This is a genomic window from Microbacterium paraoxydans, from assembly GCF_900105335.1.
In the GTDB taxonomy this organism is placed as follows: domain Bacteria; phylum Actinomycetota; class Actinomycetes; order Actinomycetales; family Microbacteriaceae; genus Microbacterium; species Microbacterium paraoxydans.
Window position 1 is genome coordinate 361,191 of record NZ_LT629770.1, and the last position, 21,503, is coordinate 382,693.

Genomic DNA, 21,503 nt, shown 5'->3' on the forward strand with positions numbered 1-21,503 from the left:
ACAATCCTACGCGCGCTGAGCGGGGGTCGGCCCCGCAACGGGGGCGTCAGGCTTCGACAGCCGCTTTGGCTCGCGCAGCGCGGATACGGGCGTCGCGCTCCTTGATCTGCGGCTCGTTCTCGCGGAAGAGCGAGTACAGCGGCGCGGCCACGAACAGGGTCGAGTAGGTCGCCACGAGGATGCCCACGAAGATCGACAGCGAGATGTCGGTCAGCGTCTCCGCACCGAGCCAGAAGGCGCCGATGAAGAGGATCGCACCGACCGGCAGCGCGGCCACCACGGAGGTGTTGATCGAGCGGATGAGGGTCTGGTTCACCGCGAGGTTGACCGATTCCCCGAACAGCCGCGACGTCTTCTCCCCGTCCTCCGTGGTGTTCTCCCTGATCTTGTCGAACACGACGGTGGTGTCGTACAGGGAGTACGCGAGGATCGTGAGGAAGCCGATGACGGCCGCGGGCGAGATCTCGAATCCGGCCAGGGCGTACACGCCGACCGTGATCACGAGCACGTCGAGCAGGCCGATGATCGCGGCCGCCGACATCTTCCACGTACGGAAGTAGATGGCGAGGATGAGGAAGGTCAGCGCGAGGAAGATCGCCAGGCCCCACAGGGACTGCCGGGTCACGCTCTCGCCCCAGGCCGGACCGATGTACGAGGAGGCGACGGCGTCCGGTTCGACGCCGTAGGCATCCGCGAGGGCGCGCGCCACCTGCTGCGTCTCGCCCGCGGTCATCTGGTCGGTCTGCACCCGGACATCCTGGTCGTTGACGATGACGACCTTGGTCGCGGCACCGGGGACGACGGACTGCACCGCTTCGGTCGCGGTGTCCTGATCCGTGGTGTCGGGCGCAGCGACGGTGAACTGCGAACCGCCGGTGAACTCGATCGAGAACTGGATCGGGCGGAACAGCGGCACGAGGGCCGAGCCGACGACCAGAGCGATCGCGATGATGAACCAGAGACGACGGCGCCCGACGAACGGGAAGGACGTCTTGCCCGTGTAGAGGTTGTTGCCGAACTCATTCATGGAAGGCATCAGTTGTCTCCCTCACTTCCGGCCGTGGTCTGTCTCTCGGCGGCGAGGGCCTCCGCCCGCTTGCGCTCGGCGATGGTCTGCCGGCGATCCGCCTCTCCGCGCGAACGCGCGTTCTTCGCTCCGCGCCCCGCGGACGCCGTGGCGACCTCGCGGTACTGCGAGCGGCTCCGGTACACGGCGCCCAGGGCCTCCGGATCCAGACCGGAGAGCTTGTGCCCGCCACCGAAGAACCGCGTACGAGCGAGCAGCTGCATCACCGGGTGGGTGAAGATCACGAAGATCAGCACGTCGATCACGGTGGTGAGGCCGAGCGTGAACGCGAAGCCCTTCACCGTCGAGTCGGCGAGGATGTACAGCACCACGGCGGCCAGGACGTTGATGGACTTGGAGATGTAGATCGTCCGCTTGGCCCGACCCCAGCCGTCCTCGACGGCACCGGTGATCGACTTGCCGTCGCGCAGCTCATCGCGGATGCGCTCGAAGTAGACGATGAAGGAGTCGGCGGTGAAGCCGATCGACACGATCAGGCCGGCGACGCCGGCGAGCGACAGGCGGAAGCCGATCCGCCACGCCAGGATGCAGATGACGATGTAGGTCAGCACTGCCATCACCGCGATCGACGCGATGATCACCGTCCCGAGCGCCCGGTAGGACAGCAGCGAGTACACCGCCACGAGCGCGAGGCCGATGAGGCCCGCGATGAGGCCGATCTGGAGCTGCTGGGTGCCGAGGGTCGCGGAGATCGTGTCCGAGCTCTGCACCTCGAAGCTGAGCGGAAGGGCTCCGAACTTCAGCTGGTCGGCCAGGGTCGTCGCGCTCTCCTGCGTGAAGCTGCCGGAGATGCTGGGGCGGCCGTCGAGGATGACGCCGTTCATTCGCGGCGCGCTGATGACCTCGCCGTCGAGCACGAAGGCGAACTGGTCGCGCGGCGACAGCCCGTCGATGCGGTTCTGGTTGAGCCGGGTGCTCACCTGACCGAAGGCGTCCGCGCCCTCGCCGTTCATGGTGAGCTGCACGATCCAGGCGCCGGAGCGCGGGTCGCGTCCCGCCGTCGCGTCGGTGATCGCACGGCCGTCGAGCTCCGCCGGGCCGAGGATGAACTTGGCGGTGTCGTCGGGCGAGCAGGCGATCACCGGCTCGTCCTTCGGCGCCTTTGACGGGTCGTTGGACGGGTTGGCGCAGTCGTACGCCTGGAACTCCGCCGCGAGCTTGTCGGTGACCCACGACAGGTCGCTGGCGTCGGTGGGCTCGGCCGTGGGCTCGGCGTTCAGCGAGGGGTCAGGGCTCGGGTACGGGGTGGAGTTGCCGTCCTCTCCGACGAACTCCGTGCTCGCGGCCGTGGTGTAGAGCACCGGACGGAACTCGAGCTGGGCGCTGGACTGGATCCGCTGCCGCGTCTGCTCGTCCGCCTCACCGGGGATCTGGACGACGATGTTGCGTCCACCCTCGGTCGTGATGTCGGCCTCGGCCACACCGGAGGCGTCGACGCGCTGACGGATGATCGCCGCGGCCTGGTCGAGCTGCTCCTGTGTCGGTGCCGCGCCGTCCTCCGTCTCCGCGCTCAGGACGATCTGGGTGCCGCCCTGCAGATCGAGCGCGAGCTCAGGTGTCCACGAACTCTGCTTGAAGACGTACACACCCAGCGCGTTGATGCCGAAGAGCACGCCCGTCACGAGGAGCAGGCCGAGGAGGACCCGCCAGGCGTGACGGACAGGAGAGGATGAAGCCACGTGTGTTCAGCTTTCTGGAAGGACGGTGATCCGGGAGGCCGCGACGGCCCTCGTCTTACTTGTCGTCGGCGTCCCGCTCGAGGCGGGCACGGGTCTCCTCCGGCGTCTCCAGCGCGGGAGCGGCGGTCTCGTCGACGACGTGGTCGTCCGCGGCGTCGACGGGCGCGTCGACGATGGCGTCCTTGGGCTCCACGACGCGGAGGATCGCCTGGCTGTGCACCTCGATGACGGTACCGGGAGCGATCTCCACCAGGGCCGGGGAGTCGAGGTCTTCGGCGTCGTACGCGACGATGGTGCCGTAGATGCCGCCCTGCAGCAGGACCTTGGCGCCGGGAACCGTCTTGGTCGCCTTCTCCTCCTGCTCGGCCTTCATCTGCCGCGTGCGCTTGCGCGTGTTGAAGATCATGAAGATCAGCAGGACGGCGAGGAGTCCGAAGAGGACAAATTCCATGGGCATGGGGATGGCGCCTTTCTCAGGTGCACGCACCAGCCTTTGGGCGCACAGCGGTATCGGGGAAGTCTTCAGCGATTATAGGTCATCCAACTTCAGCATCCCGTCCGGGTGCGCCACGCCGAGGTGGGCATACGCCTCCGGCGTCGCGACCCGCCCGCGAGGGGTGCGCCCGAGGAAGCCGATCCGCACGAGGTAGGGCTCGACCACGCTCTCCACGGTCTCCGGTTCCTCCCCCACCGCGACCGCCAGTGTGCTGAGGCCGACGGGCCCGCCGCGGAACCGACGGACCAGGGCGTCCAGCACCGCGCGGTCCAGACGGTCCAGGCCGATCGCGTCCACGTCGTAGAGGTCGAGCGCCGCCCGCACGCCCCCGAGGGTCGCCTCGCCTCCGCCGTGCACGAGCGCATAGTCGCGCACCCGGCGCAGCAGGCGATTGGCGATGCGCGGGGTCCCGCGGGAGCGTCGCGCAATCTCGGAGAGCGAGTCGGTCGGGAGGTCGACGCCGAGTACCGAGGCGGACCGCCCGATGACCTGCTCCAGCTCGCCCTCGTCGTAGAACTCGAGGTGACCGGTGAAGCCGAAGCGGTCGCGGAGCGGGTTCGGCAGCAGTCCGGAGCGCGTGGTGGCGCCGACGAGCGTGAACGGGGACAGCTCCAACGGAATGCTGGTGGCCCCCGCGCCCTTCCCGACCATGATGTCGATCCGGTAGTCCTCCATGGCGAGGTACAGCATCTCCTCCGCCGACCGGGCCATGCGGTGGATCTCGTCGATGAAGAGCACCTCGCCGGGCACGAGACTCGACAGCAGCGCCGCGAGGTCGCCGGCGTGCTGGATGGCCGGACCGCTGGACATGCGCAGCGGACGGTCGCTCTCGTGCGCGACGATCATGGCCAGTGTGGTCTTGCCGAGTCCCGGGGGCCCCGCGAGCAGGATGTGGTCCGCGGGGCGGGACTGGATGCGGGCCGCCTCCAGGAGCAGCTGCAGCTGTCCACGTACCTTCTGCTGTCCCACGAACTCGCCGAGGCTCGACGGCCGGAGAGCGCCCTCGATGGCGAGCTCGGACTCGTCGGTCGGCTCGGTCGGATCGAGGGCGTCAGCCACGACTCTGGCCTGCCTGCGCCGGGCCGAGCAGCGCGAGCGTGCGCCGCAGCAGCAGGGCCACAGAGGCCCGCTCGGCATCCGTGGCGTCCGTCGCCGTCTGGGTCGCCGCCTCGGCGGCGACCTTCTCGGACCAGCCGAGGCCGACCAGAGCCACCGTCACCTGGGCCACGACATCGTCCCCTCCCGACCCGGCGGGCGTCGACGGGGCAGCCACGGCCTGGACCTTGCCGGCGAGCTGCACGACGATGAGCTTCGCGGTCTTCGGTCCGATGCCGGAGACCCGGCGGAACGGTGCATCGTCCTCTGCGGTCACGGCCTCCGCGATCTGGTCCGCGGTGAGGTGCGACAGCACCCCGAGCGCAGACTTCGGGCCGACGCCGGTGACGCTGAGCAGCAGGGAGAAGATCTCCAACTCGCCGCGGTCGGCGAAGCCGAACAGCGAGAGCGAGTCCTCGCGCACGATGAGGCTCGTGTGCAGGAGGAGCTTCTCCCCCACCGTTGCGGTGTGGGCGACATCGGCGGGGACGGCGACCGCGAAGCCCACGCCCCCGACGTCGATGATGACCTGGTCCGGCGTCGTGTGCAGCACGGTGCCGTGCAGAGAGGAGATCATCCTGTCAGTCTAGGAGCCGGCTCGTAGATATGTTCGAGCGACACGCTCCGCGTCGGCCCACGCGCGCTGCGCGGGAGTCAGGCCGCCACCCGTGCGACTCGTCGACGGAGCGCCGCGGCGCCAAGCGTGACACAGCGCGATCGCCAGGGCGTCCGCCGCGTCCGCGGGCTGCGGAGGCGCGTCCAGCCGGAGGATCCGCGCGATCATCGCCTGGACCTGACGCTTGTCGGCGGAGCCGTACCCGGTCACCGCGGCCTTCACCTCGCTGGGCGTGTGGGTCGCCGCCGGCAGGCCGGCCTCGGCCGCGATCAGGAGGGCGACCCCGCTCGCCTGCGCCGTGCCCATCACGGTGTGCGTGTTCTGCTGCGCGAACACCCGCTCGACCGCGACGGCATCGGGCCGGTGCTCGGCGATCGCCGCGCGGATCCCCGCGGCGACGATCGCGAGCCGGTCGCCGATCTCCGCATCCGGGGCGGAGCGGATGACTCCGACGTGGACGAGCGTGCCGCGACGAGCGCGATCGACGTCGACGATGCCGACACCGCACCGGGTCAGTCCGGGGTCGATGCCGAGCACGCGCAACGAAGTGGTCACCTGACCAGGCTAGGCCGCGCGACGCGTCGCCGGCTCGCGCCGCGCCTACGCGTCGTCGTTCTCGAGCTCTGCCTGGACCTCGGCCGACAGATCGAAGTTGCTGAAGACGTTCTGCACATCCTCGCTGTCCTCGAGCGCATCGATGAGGCGGAACACCTTGCGGGCGGTCTCGGCGTCGATCTCGACCTTGAGGTTCGGCACGAACTCGACGTCGGCCGACTCGTACTCGATCCCGGCGTCCTGCAGGGCGGAGCGGACGGCCACCAGGTCGCTCGCCTCGGTGATGACCTCGAAGCCCTCGGCGTGCGGTTCGATCTCCTCGGCGCCGGCCTCCAGCGCCGCCATCATGACGTCGTCCTCGGTCGTGCCCTCGGAACCGACGACGATGACGCCTTTGCGGCTGAAGTTGTACGCGACGCTGCCCGGATCGGCGAGGGTGCCGCCGTTGCGGCTGAGCGCGGTGCGCACCTCGGCCGCTGCACGGTTCTTGTTGTCGGTCAGACACTCGATCATGAGGGCGACGCCGTTGGGACCGTAGCCTTCGTACATGATCGAGGTGTACTCGACGGCCTCACCGCCGATGCCGGCGCCGCGCTTGATGGCGCGGTCGATGTTGTCCTTGGGGACCGAGGTCTTCTTCGCCTTGAGCACCGCGTCGAAGAGCGTCGGGTTGCCCTGCAGGTCGGCGCCGCCCAGCTTGGCCGCGACCTCGATGTTCTTGATGAGCTTGGCCCAGGACTTCGCACGGCGCGCGTCGATGACGGCCTTCTTGTGCTTGGTCGTGGCCCACTTGGAATGCCCGGACATAAGTCTCCGCTCGTCGTCTGCGCCCCGGAACGCCGCCCAGGGCGTCGTCCAGTCTATCGAACCGTGCCGCGGCACCGCTGTCGTCCCCCTCGCGCAGGCGTTCGCGCGAGTTCAGGCACCTGCGTGCGCACGCGCCTGAACTCGCGCCGATGCCTGAACCCACGACACCGTCAGCGGCGGGCGACCCGGTCGAGGAAGCGCCGGTGGAACCGCGTCTCGTTCGTGATCTCCGGGTGGAAGCTGAGCCCGAGCAGCCCGTCCTGCTCCACTGCGACCACGCGGCCGTCCGGCAGCGTCGCGAGCACCGAGGCCCTCGGCCCGACCGCCTCCACGACGGGTCCGCGGATGAAGGCCGCCGTCACCGGCTCGTCGAACGCGGGCACGGTCAGCTCGGCCTCGAACGATTCGGCCTGACGCCCGAACGCGTTGCGCCGCACGACGGCATCAAGTCCGCCGAAACTCTGCTGTCCTTCGATCGCGTCGACGACCTCGTCGGCCAGCAGGATCAGCCCCGCGCAGGTGCCGAGCATCGGCATCCCGTCGGCGATCGCGTCGCGGATCGGCTGCTGCAAACCGAACAGTCGGGACAGCTTGTCGATCACGGTCGATTCGCCGCCGGGGAGCACGAGACCGTCGACGCGCGCGAGCTCCTCGGCCCTACGGACCAGGGTGACGTCGGCGCCGAGCACTTCCAGGAGCGCGGCGTGCTCCCGCACATCGCCCTGCAGGGCGAGGACGCCGACGCGCGGGCTACCAGCCACGCTCGGCGAGGCGGTGCGGCGCAGGCAGGTCGCTCACGTTGATGCCGACCATAGCCTCGCCCAGCCCGCGGGACACCTCGGCGATCACCTTCGGGTCGTCGAAGAACGTGGTGGCCTTGACGATGGCCTTCGCGCGCTCGGCCGGGTTTCCGGACTTGAAGATGCCGGAGCCGACGAACACGCCGTCGGCGCCGAGCTGCATCATCATCGCCGCATCGGCCGGGGTCGCGACGCCTCCGGCGACGAAGAGCACCACGGGGAGCTTCCCGGTCTCGGCGATCTCCGCGACGAGCTCGTACGGTGCCTGCAGCTCCTTCGCGGCGACGAACAGCTCATCCTTCGGCAGCGCGGTCAGCGCGGCGATCTCTCCCCGGATCTTCCGGATGTGCTTCATGGCCTCGGAGACGTCCCCCGTGCCGGCCTCACCCTTGGAGCGGATCATCGCAGCGCCCTCGTTGATGCGGCGGAGCGCCTCCCCCAGGTTCGTGGCGCCGCAGACGAACGGCACGGTGAAGCCGAACTTGTCGATGTGGTTCACGTAGTCGGCGGGCGAGAGCACCTCGGACTCGTCGATGTAGTCGACGCCGAGTTCCTGCAGCACCTGCGCCTCGACGAAGTGGCCGATCCGCGCCTTCGCCATGACGGGGATGGAGACCGCGTCGATGATGCTGTCGATCATGTCGGGGTCGCTCATCCGGGAGACACCGCCCTGCGCGCGGATGTCCGCGGGGACCCGCTCCAGCGCCATCACGGCGACGGCACCGGCGTCCTCGGCGATCTTCGCCTGCTCGGCGGTGACGACGTCCATGATGACGCCGCCCTTGAGCATCTCGGCGAGACCGCGCTTCACGCGTGCGGATCCGGTGGTGGGCTGCTCGGTCATGGGGGTCTCCTGTCGGATGATCCGAAATCGGTTTTGATCTAGATCAAAGGTAGCACCGTCCGATCCACCTAGAATCTCGGAGGAGGATCATGAGCGAGCAGATCAGGGGAACCACCGCGGCGGAGATCGCGGACAGCGTGCGCGCCCTCCGGGACCGCGGCACGCTCCGGCCCGGCGAGGTCCTTCCTCCCGTGCGCGAGCTCGCGGCGACCCTCGGGGTCAACCGCAACACGGCGGTCGCCGCCTACCGCCAGCTCGCGCAGGCGGGACTCGTGCATTCGCGAGGGCGCGCGGGCACGGTCGTCGCCGGGGTCGACGTCGTGCCGCAGGAGGGCTACGCACCGGACACCGTGCTCCGCGACATCGGCACCGGCAACCCTGACCCGGCCCGCATCCCCGACCCGTCGCAGGCGCTCGGCACGATCGGTCGTCGTCCCGTGCTCTACGGGGAGCCGGTGATCGACCGCGGTCTCGAAGCGTGGGCGCGGGAGTGGATGGGTGCCGACCTCCCCGGTCACGACTTCCGGGTCACCGTGACCAGCGGTGCGGTGGATGCCGTCGAACGCCTGCTCGCGCAGGCGCTCATGCGTGACGACGCCGTGGCACTCGAGGACCCCTGCTTCCTCGCGAGCATCCACACCGTGCGGCTCGGCGGATATCGCGCCATCACAGTCCCGGTGGACAGCGAGGGCATGACGGTCGACGGTCTCCGCGCCGCTCTGGACGCGGGCGTCCGCGCCGTGATCTGCACCCCGCGCGCGCAGAATCCGACGGGGGTGAGCCTCTCCCCCGCCCGCGCGGAGGCGCTGCGGGGGTTCTCGCCGACCACTCGTATGTGCTCGTCATCGAGGACGACCACTTCTCTCTCCTCTCCCAGCGTCCCTACGAATCGCTGATCGGCCCCGGCCACCAGCGGTTCGCCCTGGTGCGCTCGGTGTCGAAGTTCCTCGGGCCTGACATGTGCCTGGCGCTCGCGGCGACCGACCCGGAAACCGCAGAGCGCCTGGCGATGCGGCTCAGCCCCGGCACCACGTGGGTGAGCCACCTGCTGCAGCGCCTCACGCTCGCCCAGCTCACCGACCCCGACGTCCGCGAGGAGATCGCGGAGGCGGGCCGGCACTACGCCGCGCGGAACGCCGCGTTCGCGGGACGCCTGCGCGCCGCGGGCATCGACGCGCCCGATCCGGACGGCCTGAGCCTGTGGGTCGGATTCGAGAAGCCCGCGCGCACGGTCGCCGACCACCTCATGCGGCGCGGCTGGCTCGCGCGCACCGGTGACGACTTCGCGCTCGACGAGCGCGCCGAGCCCTCGCATCACCTCCGACTCACCGTGCACGACCTCGCCGAGGACGACACGGAGACCCTCATCGCCGACCTCGTCGCCGCCGGACGATGATCACCCGACGCGGGGACCGCCCCGCCCAGAATGAAAGGGACCGGGTATGAAGATCCTGTCCATCCAGTCCGCCGTCGCGTACGGTCACGTCGGCAACTCCGCCGCCGTCTTCCCGCTGCAGCGCATCGGCGTCGAGGTGCTGCCGGTCTATACCGTGACGTTCTCGAACCACACCGGCTACGGCGCCTGGCGCGGCCCGCTGATCGACCCGGCCGACGTCGGCGAGGTCATCACCGGCATCGAGGAACGCGGCGTGTTCGGTTCCATCGATGCCGTGCTCAGCGGCTATCAGGGCAGCGAAGGCATCGGCGACGTCATCATCGACGCGGTCTCCCGGGTGAAGGCGGCCAACCCCGATGCGCTGTACGCGTGCGACCCGGTCATGGGCAATGCCAAGTCCGGCTGCTTCGTGGCTCCGGCCATCCCGATCCTGCTCCGCGAACGCGTGGTTCCCGTGGCCGACATCATCACGCCGAACCAGTTCGAGCTCGGCTTCCTCACCGAGACCGAGCCCGACACGCTCGAGTCCACCCTCGCGTCGGTCGACCTCGCGCGGGCGATGGGGCCGCGCACGGTGCTCGTCACGAGCGTCGAGCGGCCCGACCGCGAAGAGGGCACGATCGAGATGCTCGCCGTCGACGACGCAGGCGCCTGGCTCGTGCAGACCCCGCACCTGCCGATGAAGGCCAACGGCTCCGGCGACGTGACGGCCGCGCTGTTCACCGCGCACTACGTCGCGACCGGCAGCGCGCAGATCGCTCTGGAGCGCACCGCCTCCAGCGTCTACGACCTGCTGCAGGCCACGCTCGACTCGGGCGAGCGCGAGCTGCAGCTCGTCGAGGCGCAGGAGTTCTACGCGAACCCGCGGATGCAGTTCACCGCCCGCCAGGTGCGCTGACTCCTCCCCGACGCCGGGTCCCTGAGCGGGCCCGCCCTGGGTCCCTGAGCGGGCCCGCGCTGGGTCCCTGAGCCTGTCGAAGGGCCTGAGCCTGTCGAAGGTGGGTCCCTGAGCCTGTCGAACGGCCGGGTCACGACGCTTCGACAGGCTCAGCGACCCAGAGGCGGCTCAGCGACCCACTCCGGCGCCGCCGCGACGGCTCAGCGATCGGCGGCGGGCCAGGCCTCCGCGACGGCCTCCCGCACCTCACCGAGGAGCTGCGGGAGCGCCTTCGTCTTGGCGATGATCGGGAAGAAGTTCGCATCCGAGCGCCACCGCGGCACCACGTGCTGGTGCAGATGCGCGTCCACGCCCGCTCCGGCCACCGCGCCCTGGTTCATCCCGAGGTTGAAGCCGTCGCAGCCGGAGACCTCGCGGAGCACGCGCATCGCGGTCTGCGTGAGCGCGCCGATCTCCGCGACCTCCTCGGGCGTCGCCTGGTCGTAGGTGGCGATGTGCCGGTACGGGCACACGAGCAGATGCCCCGAGTTGTACGGGAAGAGGTTCAGCAGCACGTACGCGGTCTCCCCGCGCGCCACGATGAGCCGCTCGGCGTCCGGGTACTTCGGCGCCTCGCAGAACGGGCATTCCTCGCGCAGCGGTTCCGGCCCGGCCTGGATGTACGCCATCCGATGCGGGGTCCACAGCCGCTGGAACTCGTCGGGCACCCCGACGAGACGGGAGGCGTCCTCGAGGTCCGCCTCACCGCCCGTCATGCGAGGTCTCCCGCCTTCAACACCAGCGCGTGCGACGCGATGGCGGCGCTGATCCGGCGCACGGCGTCGGCGACCGGCACGCCGTTCTCCTGCGTGCCGTCGCGGAAGCGGAACGACACGGTGCCCGCGGCGCGATCCTGCTCCCCCACGATGAGGATCAGCGGGACCTTCGCGGTGGTGTGATTCCGGATCTTCTTCTGCATGCGGTCGTCGGAGTGATCGACGTCGGCCCGCACGCCCGCCGCGCGCAGCTGCGCGATGACGTCGTCCAGGTAGTCGCCGTACTGCTCGGCCACCGGCACACCCACCACCTGGCTGGGCGCGAGCCAGAGCGGGAAGTCGCCGGCGTAGTGCTCGAGCAGGATCGCGAAGAAGCGCTCGACGGAGCCGAGGAGCGCCCGGTGGATCATCACGGGGCGGTGCTTCTGCCCGTCAGGACCGGTGTACTCCAGCTCGAAGCGGTCGGGCTGGTTGAAGTCGAGCTGGATGGTCGACATCTGCCAGGTGCGGCCGATGGCGTCGCGGGCCTGCACCGAGATCTTCGGGCCGTAGAAGGCGGCGCCGCCCGGGTCGGCCACGAGCTCGAGACCGGACTCGATCGCGACCTCGCGCAGCGTGTCGATCGCCGTCGACCACTGCTCGGGCTCGCCCAGGAACTTCGGGTTGCCCTCCTCGTTCGTCGAGAGCTCGAGGTAGAAGTCGTTGAGGCCGTAGTCGCGGAGCAGGTCGAGCACGAGGTTCAGGTTGGTGGTGAGCTCCTCCTTGACCTGGTCCTGGGCGACGTAGATGTGCGCGTCGTCCTGGGTCAGGCCGCGCACGCGGGTGAGCCCCGACAGCGTTCCGCTCTTCTCGTAGCGATAGACCGTGCCGAACTCGGCCAGACGCAGCGGCAGCTCCCGGTAGGAGCGCCCGCGCGAACGGAAGATGAGGTTGTGGAACGGGCAGTTCATCGGCTTCAGGTAGTAGTCCTGGCCCTGGCGGGTGACGTTGCCCTCGTCGTCGACGACCTCGTCGAGGTGCATCGGGGGGAACATGCCGTCCGCGTAGGTCTGCAGGTGCCCCGACGTCATGAAGAGATCCTTCTTCGTGATGTGCGGGCTGTTGACGAGGTCGTAGCCGTTGCGCAGCAGGTGCTTGCGCAGGTTCTCCTCGATCTCGTAGCGGATGATGCCGCCCTTGGGGTGGAACACCGCCAGTCCCGAGCCGATCTCGTCCGGGAAGGAGAACAGGTCCATCTCGGCGCCGAGCTTGCGGTGGTCGCGGCGCTCGGCCTCGGCGATGCGCTCCTGGTAGGCACGGAGCTCGTCCTTCGTCGGCCATGCGGTGCCGTAGATGCGCTGGAGCTGCGGGTTCTTCTCACTCCCCCGCCAGTACGCGGCGGCGATGCGGGTGAGGTCCCAGCCGTTGCCGATCATGCGCGTGTTGGGCAGGTGCGGACCGCGGCAGAGGTCTTTCCAGACGACCTCGCCGTCGCGGGTGGTGTTGTCGTAGATCGTGAGCTCGCCCTCGCCCACCTCGACGGAGGCCCCCTCCGCGATCTCGGCAGCACCCTGGGTCCCTGAGCCTGTCGAAGGGCCCTTGAGCCCGATGAGCTCGAGCTTGAACGGCTCGTCCGCCAGCTCCGCGCGAGCCTCCTCGTCCGTCACGACACGACGGACGAAGCGCTGGCCCTCGCGGACGATGCGCTGCATCTCCTTGGAGATCGCCTTGATGTCCTCCGGCGTGAACGGGGTGTCGACGCCGAAGTCGTAGTAGAAGCCGTCGGTGATGGGCGGACCGATGCCGAGGTTCGCCTGCGGGTTGATCCGCTGCACCGCCTGGGCGAGGACGTGCGCGGTCGAGTGACGCAGGATGTTCAGGCCGTCGGGGCTGTCGATCGTGACGGGCTCGACGTCGTCGGTCTCGGTGACCGTCGCAGCGAGGTCCTTGAGGACGCCGCCGACGCGCATGGCGACGACGTTTCGGTCAGAGAACAGGGCGAAGCCGTCTGTCGGCTGGGCGTTTTCAGGCACTGATCACTCCATCTGGGTCTGGATCTAGGCTACTCGTCCGCTCGCGGGTCGCCGACCGTCACGCGGCGGTCTCCGACAGCGGATCCGCGGCCACCGGCGCGAAGATGATGATCGCCGCCCCGGCCAGCGCCACCACGGAGCCGATGACGTCCCACGAGGTGGGGCGGAATCCGTCGACGATGACGCCCCAGGCGAGGGATCCGGCGATGAAGATCCCGCCGTACGCAGCAAGGACGCGGCCGAAGTTCGCATCCGGCTGCAGGGCGGCGATGAACCCGTACGCACCGAGCGCCATGACCCCGAGGACCGCGAACAACCACCCGCGGTCTTCCTTCACCGCCTGCCAGATGAGCCAGGCACCGCCGATCTCGGCGACGGCGGCGAGGAGGAAGAGGACGGCGATGCGCAGCACGGTCATCGCCTCAGTGTGACAGCCGCGGCGTCCGACGGGGACGGTAGCGTGGGCGCATGACACGGACGATCGCCCGCTGGCTCCTCGCGCTCGCCCTCGGGGCGATGGGCGTGCTGCACTTCACCCAGACCCGTGGGTTCCGGGTCGTCGTGCCCGACTGGGCGACCCACCTGACCCGGATGGACAAGGACACGATCGTCCTGGCGTCGGGTGCGGCCGAGGTCGCGCTCGCCGCGGGGCTGGTGGCACTGCCGCGAGAAAGACGGAAGATGGGGTGGGCGACAGCGGGGTTCTTCGCCGCGGTCTTCCCCGGCAACTGGCACCAGTGGCGCACCGGGCGATCGACGCCGGGACTCGATACGGACCGACGGCGGTTCGGCCGCCTGTTCCTGCAACCTCTGCTGATCGCCTGGGCCCTGTGGGCGACCCGATGACCTCGCCTTCGATCGTCTGGTTCCGCGACGATCTCCGCCTGACCGACAACCCCGCGCTGCGTGCCGCCGTCGAGCGCGACGAACCGATCATCGCGCTCTTCGTCCTCGACGAGGAGTCCCCCGGCATCCGTCCGCTGGGCGGCGCGGCGCGCTGGTGGCTGCACCATTCGCTGGCCTCGCTCGCCGAGCGGCTGCAGGAGAAGGGGGCGACGCTGGTGCTGCGGTGCGGGCCCGCCGACCGGATCGTGCGGGAGCTGGTTGTGGAGTCGGGCGCCGGAGCGATCTTCTGGAACCGCCGCTACGGGGCGGCCGGGCGCGAGATCGACGCGGGGCTGAAGGCGGCGCTGCGCGACGACGGTCTCCAGGTGGCGTCTTTCGCGGCGTCGCTTCTGCACGAGCCGTGGACGGTGACCACCGGGAGCGGCACGCACTACTCGGTCTTCACGCCGTTCTGGCGGGCCTGCCTGGCCCTCCCGGCCCCGCGCGCCCCGCTCCCTGAGCCTCGAGAGCTCCGCGGCGACGGCAGGCGGCTCCGCTCCGACGCGCTGGACGACTGGAGGCTCCTGCCCACCGACCCGGACTGGGCGGGCGGTCTGCGCGATACCTGGGAGCCCGGCGAGCCCGCCGCGCGCCGCCGATTGCGGCACTTCCTCGCCGAAGACCTCCGCACGTACGACCACGCTCGCGACGCGCCGGCTGCCGGTGCCACCTCCCGGTTGTCCCCGCGTCTGCGCTGGGGCGAGCTCAGTCCGTTCACCGTGTGGCACGAGGCGATCGAGGTCGACGGGGCCGGCGGATTCCTCTCGGAACTCGGCTGGCGCGAGTTCGCCTGGCACACGCTGTTCCACTTCCCGGATCTCGCGACGAAGAACCTGCGGCGCGAGTTCGACGCCTTCCCGTGGCCTCCCCTGGACCCCGCGCGGCTGGAGCTCTGGCAGCACGGCGAGACCGGAGTCCCCCTCGTCGACGCGGGCATGCGCGAGCTCTGGCACACGGGGTACATGCACAACCGGGTGCGGATGGTCACGGCATCGTTCCTCGTCAAGAACCTCCTCATCGACTGGCGGCTCGGCGAGGAGTGGTTCTGGGACACGCTGGTGGACGCCGACGACGCGAGCAATCCGTTCAACTGGCAGTGGGTCGCGGGCTCCGGTGCCGACGCCGCCCCGTACTTCCGTGTGTTCAACCCGGAGCTGCAGGCCAAGAAGTTCGACGGCGAGGGGCAGTACATCGGCCGCTGGGCTGCGGGCGCCCCCGCCGAGCCGATCGTCGACCTCGGTGAGACTCGGAAGGCAGCGCTCGCGGCCTACGACGTCGTGAAGCGCTCCGGCGCACCGCGGAGCTGACGCCTGGCTCACGCCCGCGGCCACCGCCGGCGCATGGCAGACTGGTGCCCGTGAGCCCGTCCCGCAAGCCCGCCGTCGTGCGGGGCTTCGCGACCTCGTCGCTCGCGATCTTCGTGGCCCTGGCGGGTCACGTGAGCGGCGGCGGAGAGATGCCGGGCCCTCTGGGCATCCTGGTGCCCTGGCTGTTCGCCTTCATGGTGAGCGTGCTCCTCGCCGGACGAAGGCTCTCCCTCACCCGGCTCACGCTCTCCGTGGTCGTGAGCCAGTTCCTCTTCCACGTCCTCTTCGTGCTCGGCACGGTCACTCCGTCCGGCGCGGCGATCCGTCACGTGCACGGCGCTCCGCTCGTGCTCCCCGCAGCCGAAGGCTCTGCGGTCGTCGCGAGCGGGGATGCAGCGATGTGGCTCGGGCATGCCCTCGCCGCGGTCGTCACGGTGACGGCGCTCCACCGCGGGGAGCGGCTGCTGCTCACCCTGCGCGCTCTCGCCGTCCGAATGGTCCGCTGGGTGCGTCGGCGTGCGGACGCGACGCTCGCCCCGCGCGCCGCTGCTTCTCCGTTCCGCCTCGCCGGGCTCTTCCTCGTGCCGGCGGGCCGTGGTCTTCGCCTCCTCACTCCGCTTCTCGGGCGCGCCCCGCCCTCTCTCCCCGCGCTCTGATCCGCGCCCGCGGCCTCCCGCCGTGCGGTGCGTCCTCGCGCCGTCCGCTGTGACGCGCGTCCGAACGCAGGTACCCGCGTCGCTCGGCGACGTCTGAAGAGAGGCTCTTCCATGTCCCCTGTCCGCAGATTCGCGGCCGGGGCGGTGCTGGCGGCTGTCGCGATCCTCGCGACGGCAGCGCCGGCGACCGCCCATGACCAACTCATCGAGAGCAGCCCAGGCGACGGGGAGCATCTCGACGCTGCGCCCTCGAGCGTCACCATGACGTTCTCGGGCGAACTCCTCGTCCTCGACGAGTCGACCGCCGGGGCCGTCGTCCTCGTCGTCGACGCGGAGGGCGAGGACTGGGCGACGGGCGAGGTGGAGGTGCGCGGACGGAACGTCACCGCCGCCCTCCTGCCCGACATGCCGGACGGCGGGTACCAGGTGCGCTGGCAGGTCGTCTCCGAGGACGGACATCCGATCGCGGGGGTCATCCCCTTCGCGATCGGTGACGCCGTCCCGCTGGCATCGACAGGGAACCCGGAGTCGAGCGCGTCCGCCCCGGGCGGATCGTCGACCGCATCGGATCAGAACGCAGACGAGACGGGCGGCCCGATCCGGGTCCTGCTCGTCGGCGGGGCGGGCGCGGCACTCGCCGTCGCCGCCTTCGCCCTCCTCCTCATCCTCCGCCGCCGCCGCGCGGCGGCCGTGCCGCCGGAATCCGGCGACGACACGGCAGAGAACTCCTGAAAGGCATCATCATGAACACTCGCACTTCTCTCCCCCGCTTCGGCGCGGCGATCGTCCTCTCGCTGGTCGCGCTCACCGGGTGCACCGCGCCCACAGAAACCGAGACCCCGACCAGCACCCCCGCCAGTGACGATCTCCGGATCGACGACGCCTGGGTCAAGGCGGCCGACGAAGGCATGTCCGCGGCTTTCGGCGTGCTCGTCAACGAGGGCGAGGAGGACGTGACGGTGACATCGGTCACCTCCGCCGCCTCGCCGATGATCGAGCTCCACGAGACCGTGGAGAACGAGGCCGGGGAGATGGTCATGCGGGAGATCGCCGGGGGCTTCGTCGTCCCCGCCGGCGGCAGCCTCGCCCTCGAGCCCGGGGGGAATCACATCATGATGATGGACCTCTCCGAGCCTCTGAGAGCTGGTGACGAGGTCGCTTTCACCGTCACCCTGTCGGACGACTCCACGTTCGAGTTCGCCGCACCGGTGAAGGACTACTCCGGCGCGAACGAGAACTACGACGGCGCCGACGACCACGAGGGCATGGACCACTGATGTCCGCGCGCGTCTCGGGCGCGCGCACCGGCCGCACCGGCTCGACCCGGCGGCAGTTCCTCCTCGGAGGGGCTGTCGCCGGTGTCGGCGCCGCCGTCGCGGTCGGGGCCGACCTCGCCCTCACGCGGGCGGACACGGAGGCTCCCGCGGCCCCCGCACCGCTCAACGGCTCCCTCACCGTCCCGTTCCACGGTGTCCATCAGGCCGGGATCGACACCCCTGCCCAGGCGCACGGCTCCTTCGTGGCGCTCGACCTCCGGCCGGAGGTCGACCGCGACGGACTCCGCCGGCTCCTGCGGATCCTCACGGACGACGCAGCGCGGCTCACCCAGGGACGATCGGCGCTCGCGGACTCGGAGCCGGAGCTCGCCGTCGCCCCTGCCCGGTTGACCGTCACGTTCGGCTTCGGCCCGGCGCTCGTGGCACGAGCGGGCGGCAATACCCCCGCGTGGCTCGCTCCGCTGCCCGCCTTCCGCGTTGACCGCCTGCAGCCGGAGTTCTCGGACGGAGACCTGCTCCTGCAGATCGCCGCCGACGACCCCCTGACCGTCGCGCACGCGCAGCGCATGCTCCTGAAGGACGCGCGCGGCTTCGCGACCGTCCGATGGATCCAGCAGGGCTTCCGCCGGGCACACGGCACTGAGCGACCGGGCACGACCATGCGCAACCTCTTCGGCCAGGTCGACGGCACGAGCAATCCGCAGCCGGGGACCGCGGACTTCGACCAGGTGGTGTGGAGCGATGACGGCTGGCTCGCCGGCGGCACGGGCATGGTCCTCCGCCGCATCCGCATGGACCTCGACGCCTGGGACCGCCTGGATCGCGGAGGCCGCGAGGCCTCGGTGGGGCGGACGCTCCGTGACGGTGCGCCGCTCACGGGGACGTCGGAGTTCGACGAGCCGGACTTCGACGCGACGACGGCCATCGGGTTCCCCGTCATCCCGGCGTTCGCGCACATCCGGCGCGCACGCGGGGACGGGACGGAGCGCATCTTCCGACGGGCGTACAACTACGACGAGCGCCCGGCCGGAGACGGCGTCTCCGAATCCGGGCTGCTCTTCGCCGCGTTCCAGGCCGACGTCGCGCGGCAGTTCGTCCCGATGCAGCAACGGCTCGACGAGCTCGACCTGCTCAACGAGTGGACGGTCCCGATCGGATCCGCCGTGTTCGCGGTGCCCCCGGGGTGCGCGGAGGGCGGCTACATCGGGGAGACGCTGCTCGACTGAGGTCGAGGACTCAGTGGGGTCCGCGTCGCCGGGCGGCGGCGACCGCGGGCCCCACACCGTCCAGGACGGGCTCTCCGTGGCCCGTCAGGACGACCCGCGCGCTCGTGCGCGCCAGGGTGTCCAGCGACTCCATCGCCTCCGCGGTGTCGGCCGTGGCCGCCCTGGCGACGATCTGGGGTCCGGTCTCGCCGGTGTACGGGTCGAGCGTCACGAGGGCGTCGCCGGCGATGAGCACCCCGGACTCCTCGAACAGGTACGCGCAGTGCCCTTCCGTGTGCCCGGGAGTCCACAGGGCGATCGGGGTCCCTGGGGCATCGATCGGATGCTCGTGCCTCACGCGCGGCTGCGCCTCGACGCCGCGGACGTTCAGGGCTCCGGCGAGTGCCATCCGGGTGATCGTCGGGATGCCCCTCGGATGGGTGAGCACGTAGGGGACGCGCGGTGAGGCCGGACGGTAGCTGTAGGGATGACGGGCCAGCCGTGCGTCGCGAGGGTGGACGAACACGGAGACCCCCTCCTCGTGCAGCCTGCACGCGACACCGACGTGGTCGAAATGCCCGTGCGTCAGGACGACCGCATCGATGTCGGTCTCCTTCGCCCCGAGGTGGCCGAGCAGGTCGCGCAGCACGCCCATGCTGCGCGGCAGTCCCGCATCGAACAGCGTCAGCCCGTCGGCGGTCTGCACGAGGTAGCAGTTGACGTCCGCCACGCTGATGCCGAAGAAGCCGGGAACGACCTCCGTCCACTGCCGCCCTCTACTCATCCCCGGTCCTCCTCGTCGTCGGCGGGTCCGCGACCCGCATCGAAGTTGCGCTCGTACCGCTCCCTGGCCTCGAGCAGCACGTGTGCGCCGATCACGGCGATCGGTTCCACCTCTCGCAGCAACGGCTCGCAGTCGGGCCCCCGACCGCAGTGCTCGCCGCGGAGGATCCAGGCGATGCGCTGCGGATCCTTCTCGGCGAGGTGTCGGTACTGACAGAGCTGGCGCGCGAGCCAGTCCTCCAGCGGACGCGTCCACCACCGCTCGGCGTCGAGAGGATTGACGGAGAGCCCGGGGAGCTCGAGTCCGCTCTCGGTGTCGATGCTGGAGCGGCGTGCGTCCGCGTCCGGTCCCTCGGAGTACCGGACGTGCAGACCGGGACATGCGCGGACGACCGCGGCCAGCTGCGCCAGGTGGTCGATGCGTCGCAACCCGGTCGTGGCGTCGCGATCGGTCGAGGTGCCGCAGGTGCGGTCGAGAGCGGCGTCGGTCATGGCCTGAGCGTAAGAAGCGGGCGAGACGACGCCGAGGGGGATTGACAATCCGGGCTTCGAGCGCATCATCGCCGGAGCGCTCGCGGACGCGCGAGAAATTAGCGCGCCGCTTCCGCCGCGTCAATGCCCTCTCAGCCCGTACCCCGGGGTTCTACCTTCGGGCAACCGCACCCACCTTGGAGGGGATCATGAGCGACACCACCCGCACCACCCGCTACGCCGAGACACCGATCCAGAAGACGGCGCTGATCGTCGGCATCGTCTTCCTCATCGTCGGCATCGCCGGCTTCATCCCGGGCCTGACCCACTCGGCCGAACACCTGCACGGTGCCGGAGCAGCATCGGAGGCCCTGCTCCTCGGCCTCTTCCAGGTCTCGGTCCTGCACAACGTCGTGCACCTGCTGTTCGCCGTCGCGGGCATCGCGCTCGCCGCCTCGCCGCGCGCCTCCCGCCTCTACCTCATCATCGGCGGGCTCGCGTACCTCGTCGTCTGGCTGTACGGCCTCATCGCGGTCGGCAACGAGCAGCTGAACTTCCTGCCGGTGAACAACGCCGACAACTGGCTCCACCTCGGTCTCGCGATCGGCATGGTGCTGCTGGGCATCTTCGTCAGTCGAGAGCCGCGCGTCACGCGGAACGGCGCCGGCACCGCGCGCGTCTGACGCTCGGTGCACCCCCAGACGGGACGCCTCCTCCTCGCCTCGCGGAGGGGGCGTCCCGTCTGTCGCCGTCCCGTGCCCTACGCCCCGTCGAGGTTGCCGGTGACGGCGCTCCCGGCGGGCTCCGGCACGAGATACAGACCACCGGGCGAGTTCGCCGTGTACGCCAGCGCGTCGACCCAGGCGCGGTTGATCTCCGGCTGGCGGCTGCCGACGTACTTGAACACCATGGAGCTCCCGGCGTGGAGCCAGACGGTGATCCGTCCGCCCCCGATGCTGGCGTCCTCCTTCCAGGTGTACGGGAAGGGCTCGCCCCGCCGCAGCTTCGCGGTCATCACCAGCTGCAGATGCCGCAGCGCGCGGTCCTCGACCTCGACCTTGGTGCTTCCTTCGTAGATGAATCTGCCCATGTTCGCCCTCCTGAGATGATCGCCACGAGATCTCGTCCCACGGAGGTGCGATCGTCGATCGCGGGTGGTGATGTCCGTCCACCCTGTCACCGGCACCGCCCCCGGAAGGACGAAGACAGCGTTGTGCGGACAGGAAACGAACAGTTCGTGCGAGCGGTGTCCACTCCCCGGTTATGCCTCCACCGGCTGCACGGCGTTCCCCCAGACCCAGCAGCGGTAGGTGCGCTCGCCGGCACGGAACTCGATGCCCGCCGCAAGCGGAGTGGAGCGGACGACCTTGGCCTCCACGCGGATCGCCTCCGGGCCGAACCGCACCCACGCCCGCACCCGCCGCTGGAGCGCGTGCGGATAGACGGTGATGGCGGATTCGCGCAAGGCGAGCTCGCGATCGGACAGGGACTGCAGGGGGCCGCGGCGTGCGGCGGCCTCGATGGCCTGATGCTGCGACCGCATGTCGTTGTACGCGGAGAGCGCGCGACCCGAGTTCCCCACACCGGCTCCTTCCTCCGGCCTCTTCCAGGATACCGATATTCGAACACATCTTCGAACTCGATCCCGGCGGCGCCGACTCGGAAATTCGCGCCGAGGTCGCAGGGCTCTGCCGTGAGGCTGCGACCTCGCGCAGATCTGCGACGTCGCGCGCGGGCAAGAAAAAACCCCCGGCAGAACCGGGGGTTTCAGGTGGTGCGCGATACTGGGATCGAAACAGTATGCGTGACACTGGGCAGATGCGCGTCCTCTCGCGGTCTATCCGCGACATAGTGCGAATCTGGCCGAGCCGTGTTAAGG

The 21,503-nt window shown here is 70.1% G+C and carries 24 protein-coding genes and 1 pseudogene; 9 read left to right on the top strand and 16 right to left on the bottom strand.

All coding sequences use genetic code 11. From position 1 onward, the window contains the following. Positions 1-46: 46 nt before the first annotated feature. From secF to pdxS, 9 genes are all read right to left on the bottom strand, one after another. Positions 47-1,036, bottom strand: a complete 990-nt coding sequence (gene secF / locus BLU02_RS01955; protein WP_060922271.1) for a protein translocase subunit SecF — start codon at positions 1,034-1,036, stop codon at positions 47-49. Beyond that, positions 1,036-2,766 (bottom strand): protein translocase subunit SecD, encoded by a 1,731-nt coding sequence (gene secD, locus BLU02_RS01960; RefSeq protein ID WP_060922272.1) that lies wholly within the window; start codon positions 2,764-2,766, stop codon positions 1,036-1,038. Before secD ends, secF begins: the two co-directional genes overlap by 1 nt. 55 nt (positions 2,767-2,821) lie before the next feature. After that, positions 2,822-3,223 (bottom strand): preprotein translocase subunit YajC, encoded by a 402-nt coding sequence (locus BLU02_RS01965; RefSeq protein ID WP_370670655.1) that lies wholly within the window; start codon positions 3,221-3,223, stop codon positions 2,822-2,824. 72 nt (positions 3,224-3,295) lie between these two features. Then, the gene (gene ruvB, locus BLU02_RS01970) at positions 3,296-4,321 is read right to left on the bottom strand and encodes a Holliday junction branch migration DNA helicase RuvB (RefSeq protein ID WP_060922274.1); all 1,026 of its coding nucleotides are present in this window, start codon (positions 4,319-4,321) and stop codon (positions 3,296-3,298) included. Further along, a complete protein-coding gene (gene ruvA / locus BLU02_RS01975; RefSeq protein ID WP_060922275.1) occupies positions 4,314-4,934 on the bottom strand; it encodes a Holliday junction branch migration protein RuvA in 621 nt (206 codons plus the stop codon). The genes ruvB and ruvA overlap by 8 nt, the downstream gene beginning before the upstream one ends. Before the next feature lie 9 nt (positions 4,935-4,943). Further along, positions 4,944-5,528: a crossover junction endodeoxyribonuclease RuvC gene (gene ruvC / locus BLU02_RS01980; RefSeq protein WP_060922276.1), complete on the bottom strand. Its 585-nt coding sequence runs from the start codon at positions 5,526-5,528 to the stop codon at positions 4,944-4,946. Positions 5,529-5,573: 45 nt separating this feature from the next. Further along, positions 5,574-6,335: a YebC/PmpR family DNA-binding transcriptional regulator gene (locus BLU02_RS01985; RefSeq protein ID WP_060922277.1), complete on the bottom strand. Its 762-nt coding sequence runs from the start codon at positions 6,333-6,335 to the stop codon at positions 5,574-5,576. 170 nt (positions 6,336-6,505) lie between these two features. Then, positions 6,506-7,096, bottom strand: a complete 591-nt coding sequence (pdxT, locus tag BLU02_RS01990) for a pyridoxal 5'-phosphate synthase glutaminase subunit PdxT (protein WP_060922278.1) — start codon at positions 7,094-7,096, stop codon at positions 6,506-6,508. Continuing rightward, positions 7,086-7,979 carry a pyridoxal 5'-phosphate synthase lyase subunit PdxS gene (gene pdxS, locus BLU02_RS01995; protein ID WP_025103530.1) on the bottom strand — a complete coding sequence of 298 codons (894 nt, stop codon included), beginning with the start codon at positions 7,977-7,979 and terminating at the stop codon, positions 7,086-7,088. Before pdxS ends, pdxT begins: the two co-directional genes overlap by 11 nt. Positions 7,980-8,068: 89 nt before the next feature. Here pdxS and BLU02_RS02000 point away from each other — a divergent pair. Together BLU02_RS02000 and pdxY are read left to right on the top strand one after the other, a co-directional pair. After that, positions 8,069-9,375: pseudogene (locus tag BLU02_RS02000) on the top strand (aminotransferase class I/II-fold pyridoxal phosphate-dependent enzyme). Positions 9,376-9,421: 46 nt separating this feature from the next. Then, on the top strand, positions 9,422-10,273 hold the full coding sequence (pdxY, locus tag BLU02_RS02005) for a pyridoxal kinase PdxY (protein WP_060922279.1): 852 nt from the start codon (positions 9,422-9,424) through the stop codon (positions 10,271-10,273). A gap of 200 nt (positions 10,274-10,473) precedes the next feature. On the opposite strand, the gene BLU02_RS02010 is transcribed toward pdxY, so the two are convergent. The 3 genes from BLU02_RS02010 to BLU02_RS02020 all read right to left on the bottom strand — a co-directional run bounded on the left by BLU02_RS02010 (position 10,474) and on the right by BLU02_RS02020 (position 13,458). Further along, on the bottom strand, positions 10,474-11,028 hold the full coding sequence (locus BLU02_RS02010) for an HIT family protein (RefSeq protein WP_025103533.1): 555 nt from the start codon (positions 11,026-11,028) through the stop codon (positions 10,474-10,476). Next, on the bottom strand, positions 11,025-12,977 hold the full coding sequence (gene thrS / locus BLU02_RS02015) for a threonine--tRNA ligase (RefSeq protein WP_231919695.1): 1,953 nt from the start codon (positions 12,975-12,977) through the stop codon (positions 11,025-11,027). Before thrS ends, BLU02_RS02010 begins: the two co-directional genes overlap by 4 nt. 121 nt (positions 12,978-13,098) lie before the next feature. Then, a complete protein-coding gene (locus tag BLU02_RS02020) occupies positions 13,099-13,458 on the bottom strand; it encodes a YnfA family protein (RefSeq protein WP_060923165.1) in 360 nt (119 codons plus the stop codon). A gap of 50 nt (positions 13,459-13,508) precedes the next feature. Here BLU02_RS02020 and BLU02_RS02025 point away from each other — a divergent pair, with 50 nt between their 5' ends. From BLU02_RS02025 to BLU02_RS02050, 6 genes are all read left to right on the top strand, one after another. Continuing rightward, on the top strand, positions 13,509-13,886 hold the full coding sequence (locus BLU02_RS02025; protein WP_060923166.1) for a DoxX family protein: 378 nt from the start codon (positions 13,509-13,511) through the stop codon (positions 13,884-13,886). After that, positions 13,883-15,232: a cryptochrome/photolyase family protein gene (locus tag BLU02_RS02030; RefSeq protein ID WP_060923171.1), complete on the top strand. Its 1,350-nt coding sequence runs from the start codon at positions 13,883-13,885 to the stop codon at positions 15,230-15,232. Before BLU02_RS02025 ends, BLU02_RS02030 begins: the two co-directional genes overlap by 4 nt. Positions 15,233-15,282: 50 nt before the next feature. After that, positions 15,283-15,888 carry a hypothetical protein gene (locus BLU02_RS02035; protein WP_157546958.1) on the top strand — a complete coding sequence of 202 codons (606 nt, stop codon included), beginning with the start codon at positions 15,283-15,285 and terminating at the stop codon, positions 15,886-15,888. A gap of 111 nt (positions 15,889-15,999) precedes the next feature. Continuing rightward, a complete protein-coding gene (locus BLU02_RS02040) occupies positions 16,000-16,620 on the top strand; it encodes a copper resistance CopC family protein (protein WP_231919618.1) in 621 nt (206 codons plus the stop codon). An 11-nt stretch (positions 16,621-16,631) separates the two neighbouring features. Then, positions 16,632-17,165, top strand: a complete 534-nt coding sequence (locus BLU02_RS02045; protein WP_060923168.1) for a copper chaperone PCu(A)C — start codon at positions 16,632-16,634, stop codon at positions 17,163-17,165. Further along, on the top strand, positions 17,165-18,391 hold the full coding sequence (locus tag BLU02_RS02050; RefSeq protein WP_060923169.1) for a Dyp-type peroxidase: 1,227 nt from the start codon (positions 17,165-17,167) through the stop codon (positions 18,389-18,391). The genes BLU02_RS02045 and BLU02_RS02050 overlap by 1 nt, the downstream gene beginning before the upstream one ends. Before the next feature lie 10 nt (positions 18,392-18,401). Here BLU02_RS02050 and BLU02_RS02055 read toward each other — a convergent pair whose 3' ends face one another. Both BLU02_RS02055 and BLU02_RS02060 read right to left on the bottom strand, forming a co-directional pair. Beyond that, a complete protein-coding gene (locus BLU02_RS02055; protein WP_060923170.1) occupies positions 18,402-19,154 on the bottom strand; it encodes an MBL fold metallo-hydrolase in 753 nt (250 codons plus the stop codon). Further along, positions 19,151-19,645: a DUF6098 family protein gene (locus tag BLU02_RS02060; protein WP_231919619.1), complete on the bottom strand. Its 495-nt coding sequence runs from the start codon at positions 19,643-19,645 to the stop codon at positions 19,151-19,153. The genes BLU02_RS02055 and BLU02_RS02060 overlap by 4 nt, the downstream gene beginning before the upstream one ends. 188 nt (positions 19,646-19,833) lie before the next feature. Here BLU02_RS02060 and BLU02_RS02065 point away from each other — a divergent pair, with 188 nt between their 5' ends. Continuing rightward, positions 19,834-20,307 carry a DUF4383 domain-containing protein gene (locus tag BLU02_RS02065; protein ID WP_083370863.1) on the top strand — a complete coding sequence of 158 codons (474 nt, stop codon included), beginning with the start codon at positions 19,834-19,836 and terminating at the stop codon, positions 20,305-20,307. A 77-nt stretch (positions 20,308-20,384) separates the two neighbouring features. Here the strand turns inward: BLU02_RS02065 and BLU02_RS02070 are convergent, their stop codons facing one another. Together BLU02_RS02070 and BLU02_RS02075 are read right to left on the bottom strand one after the other, a co-directional pair. Then, positions 20,385-20,714: a DUF7882 family protein gene (locus BLU02_RS02070; protein WP_060922102.1), complete on the bottom strand. Its 330-nt coding sequence runs from the start codon at positions 20,712-20,714 to the stop codon at positions 20,385-20,387. Positions 20,715-20,885: 171 nt separating this feature from the next. Continuing rightward, positions 20,886-21,206 carry a hypothetical protein gene (locus BLU02_RS02075; protein WP_231919620.1) on the bottom strand — a complete coding sequence of 107 codons (321 nt, stop codon included), beginning with the start codon at positions 21,204-21,206 and terminating at the stop codon, positions 20,886-20,888. Between the last annotated feature and the right edge of the window lie 297 nt (positions 21,207-21,503).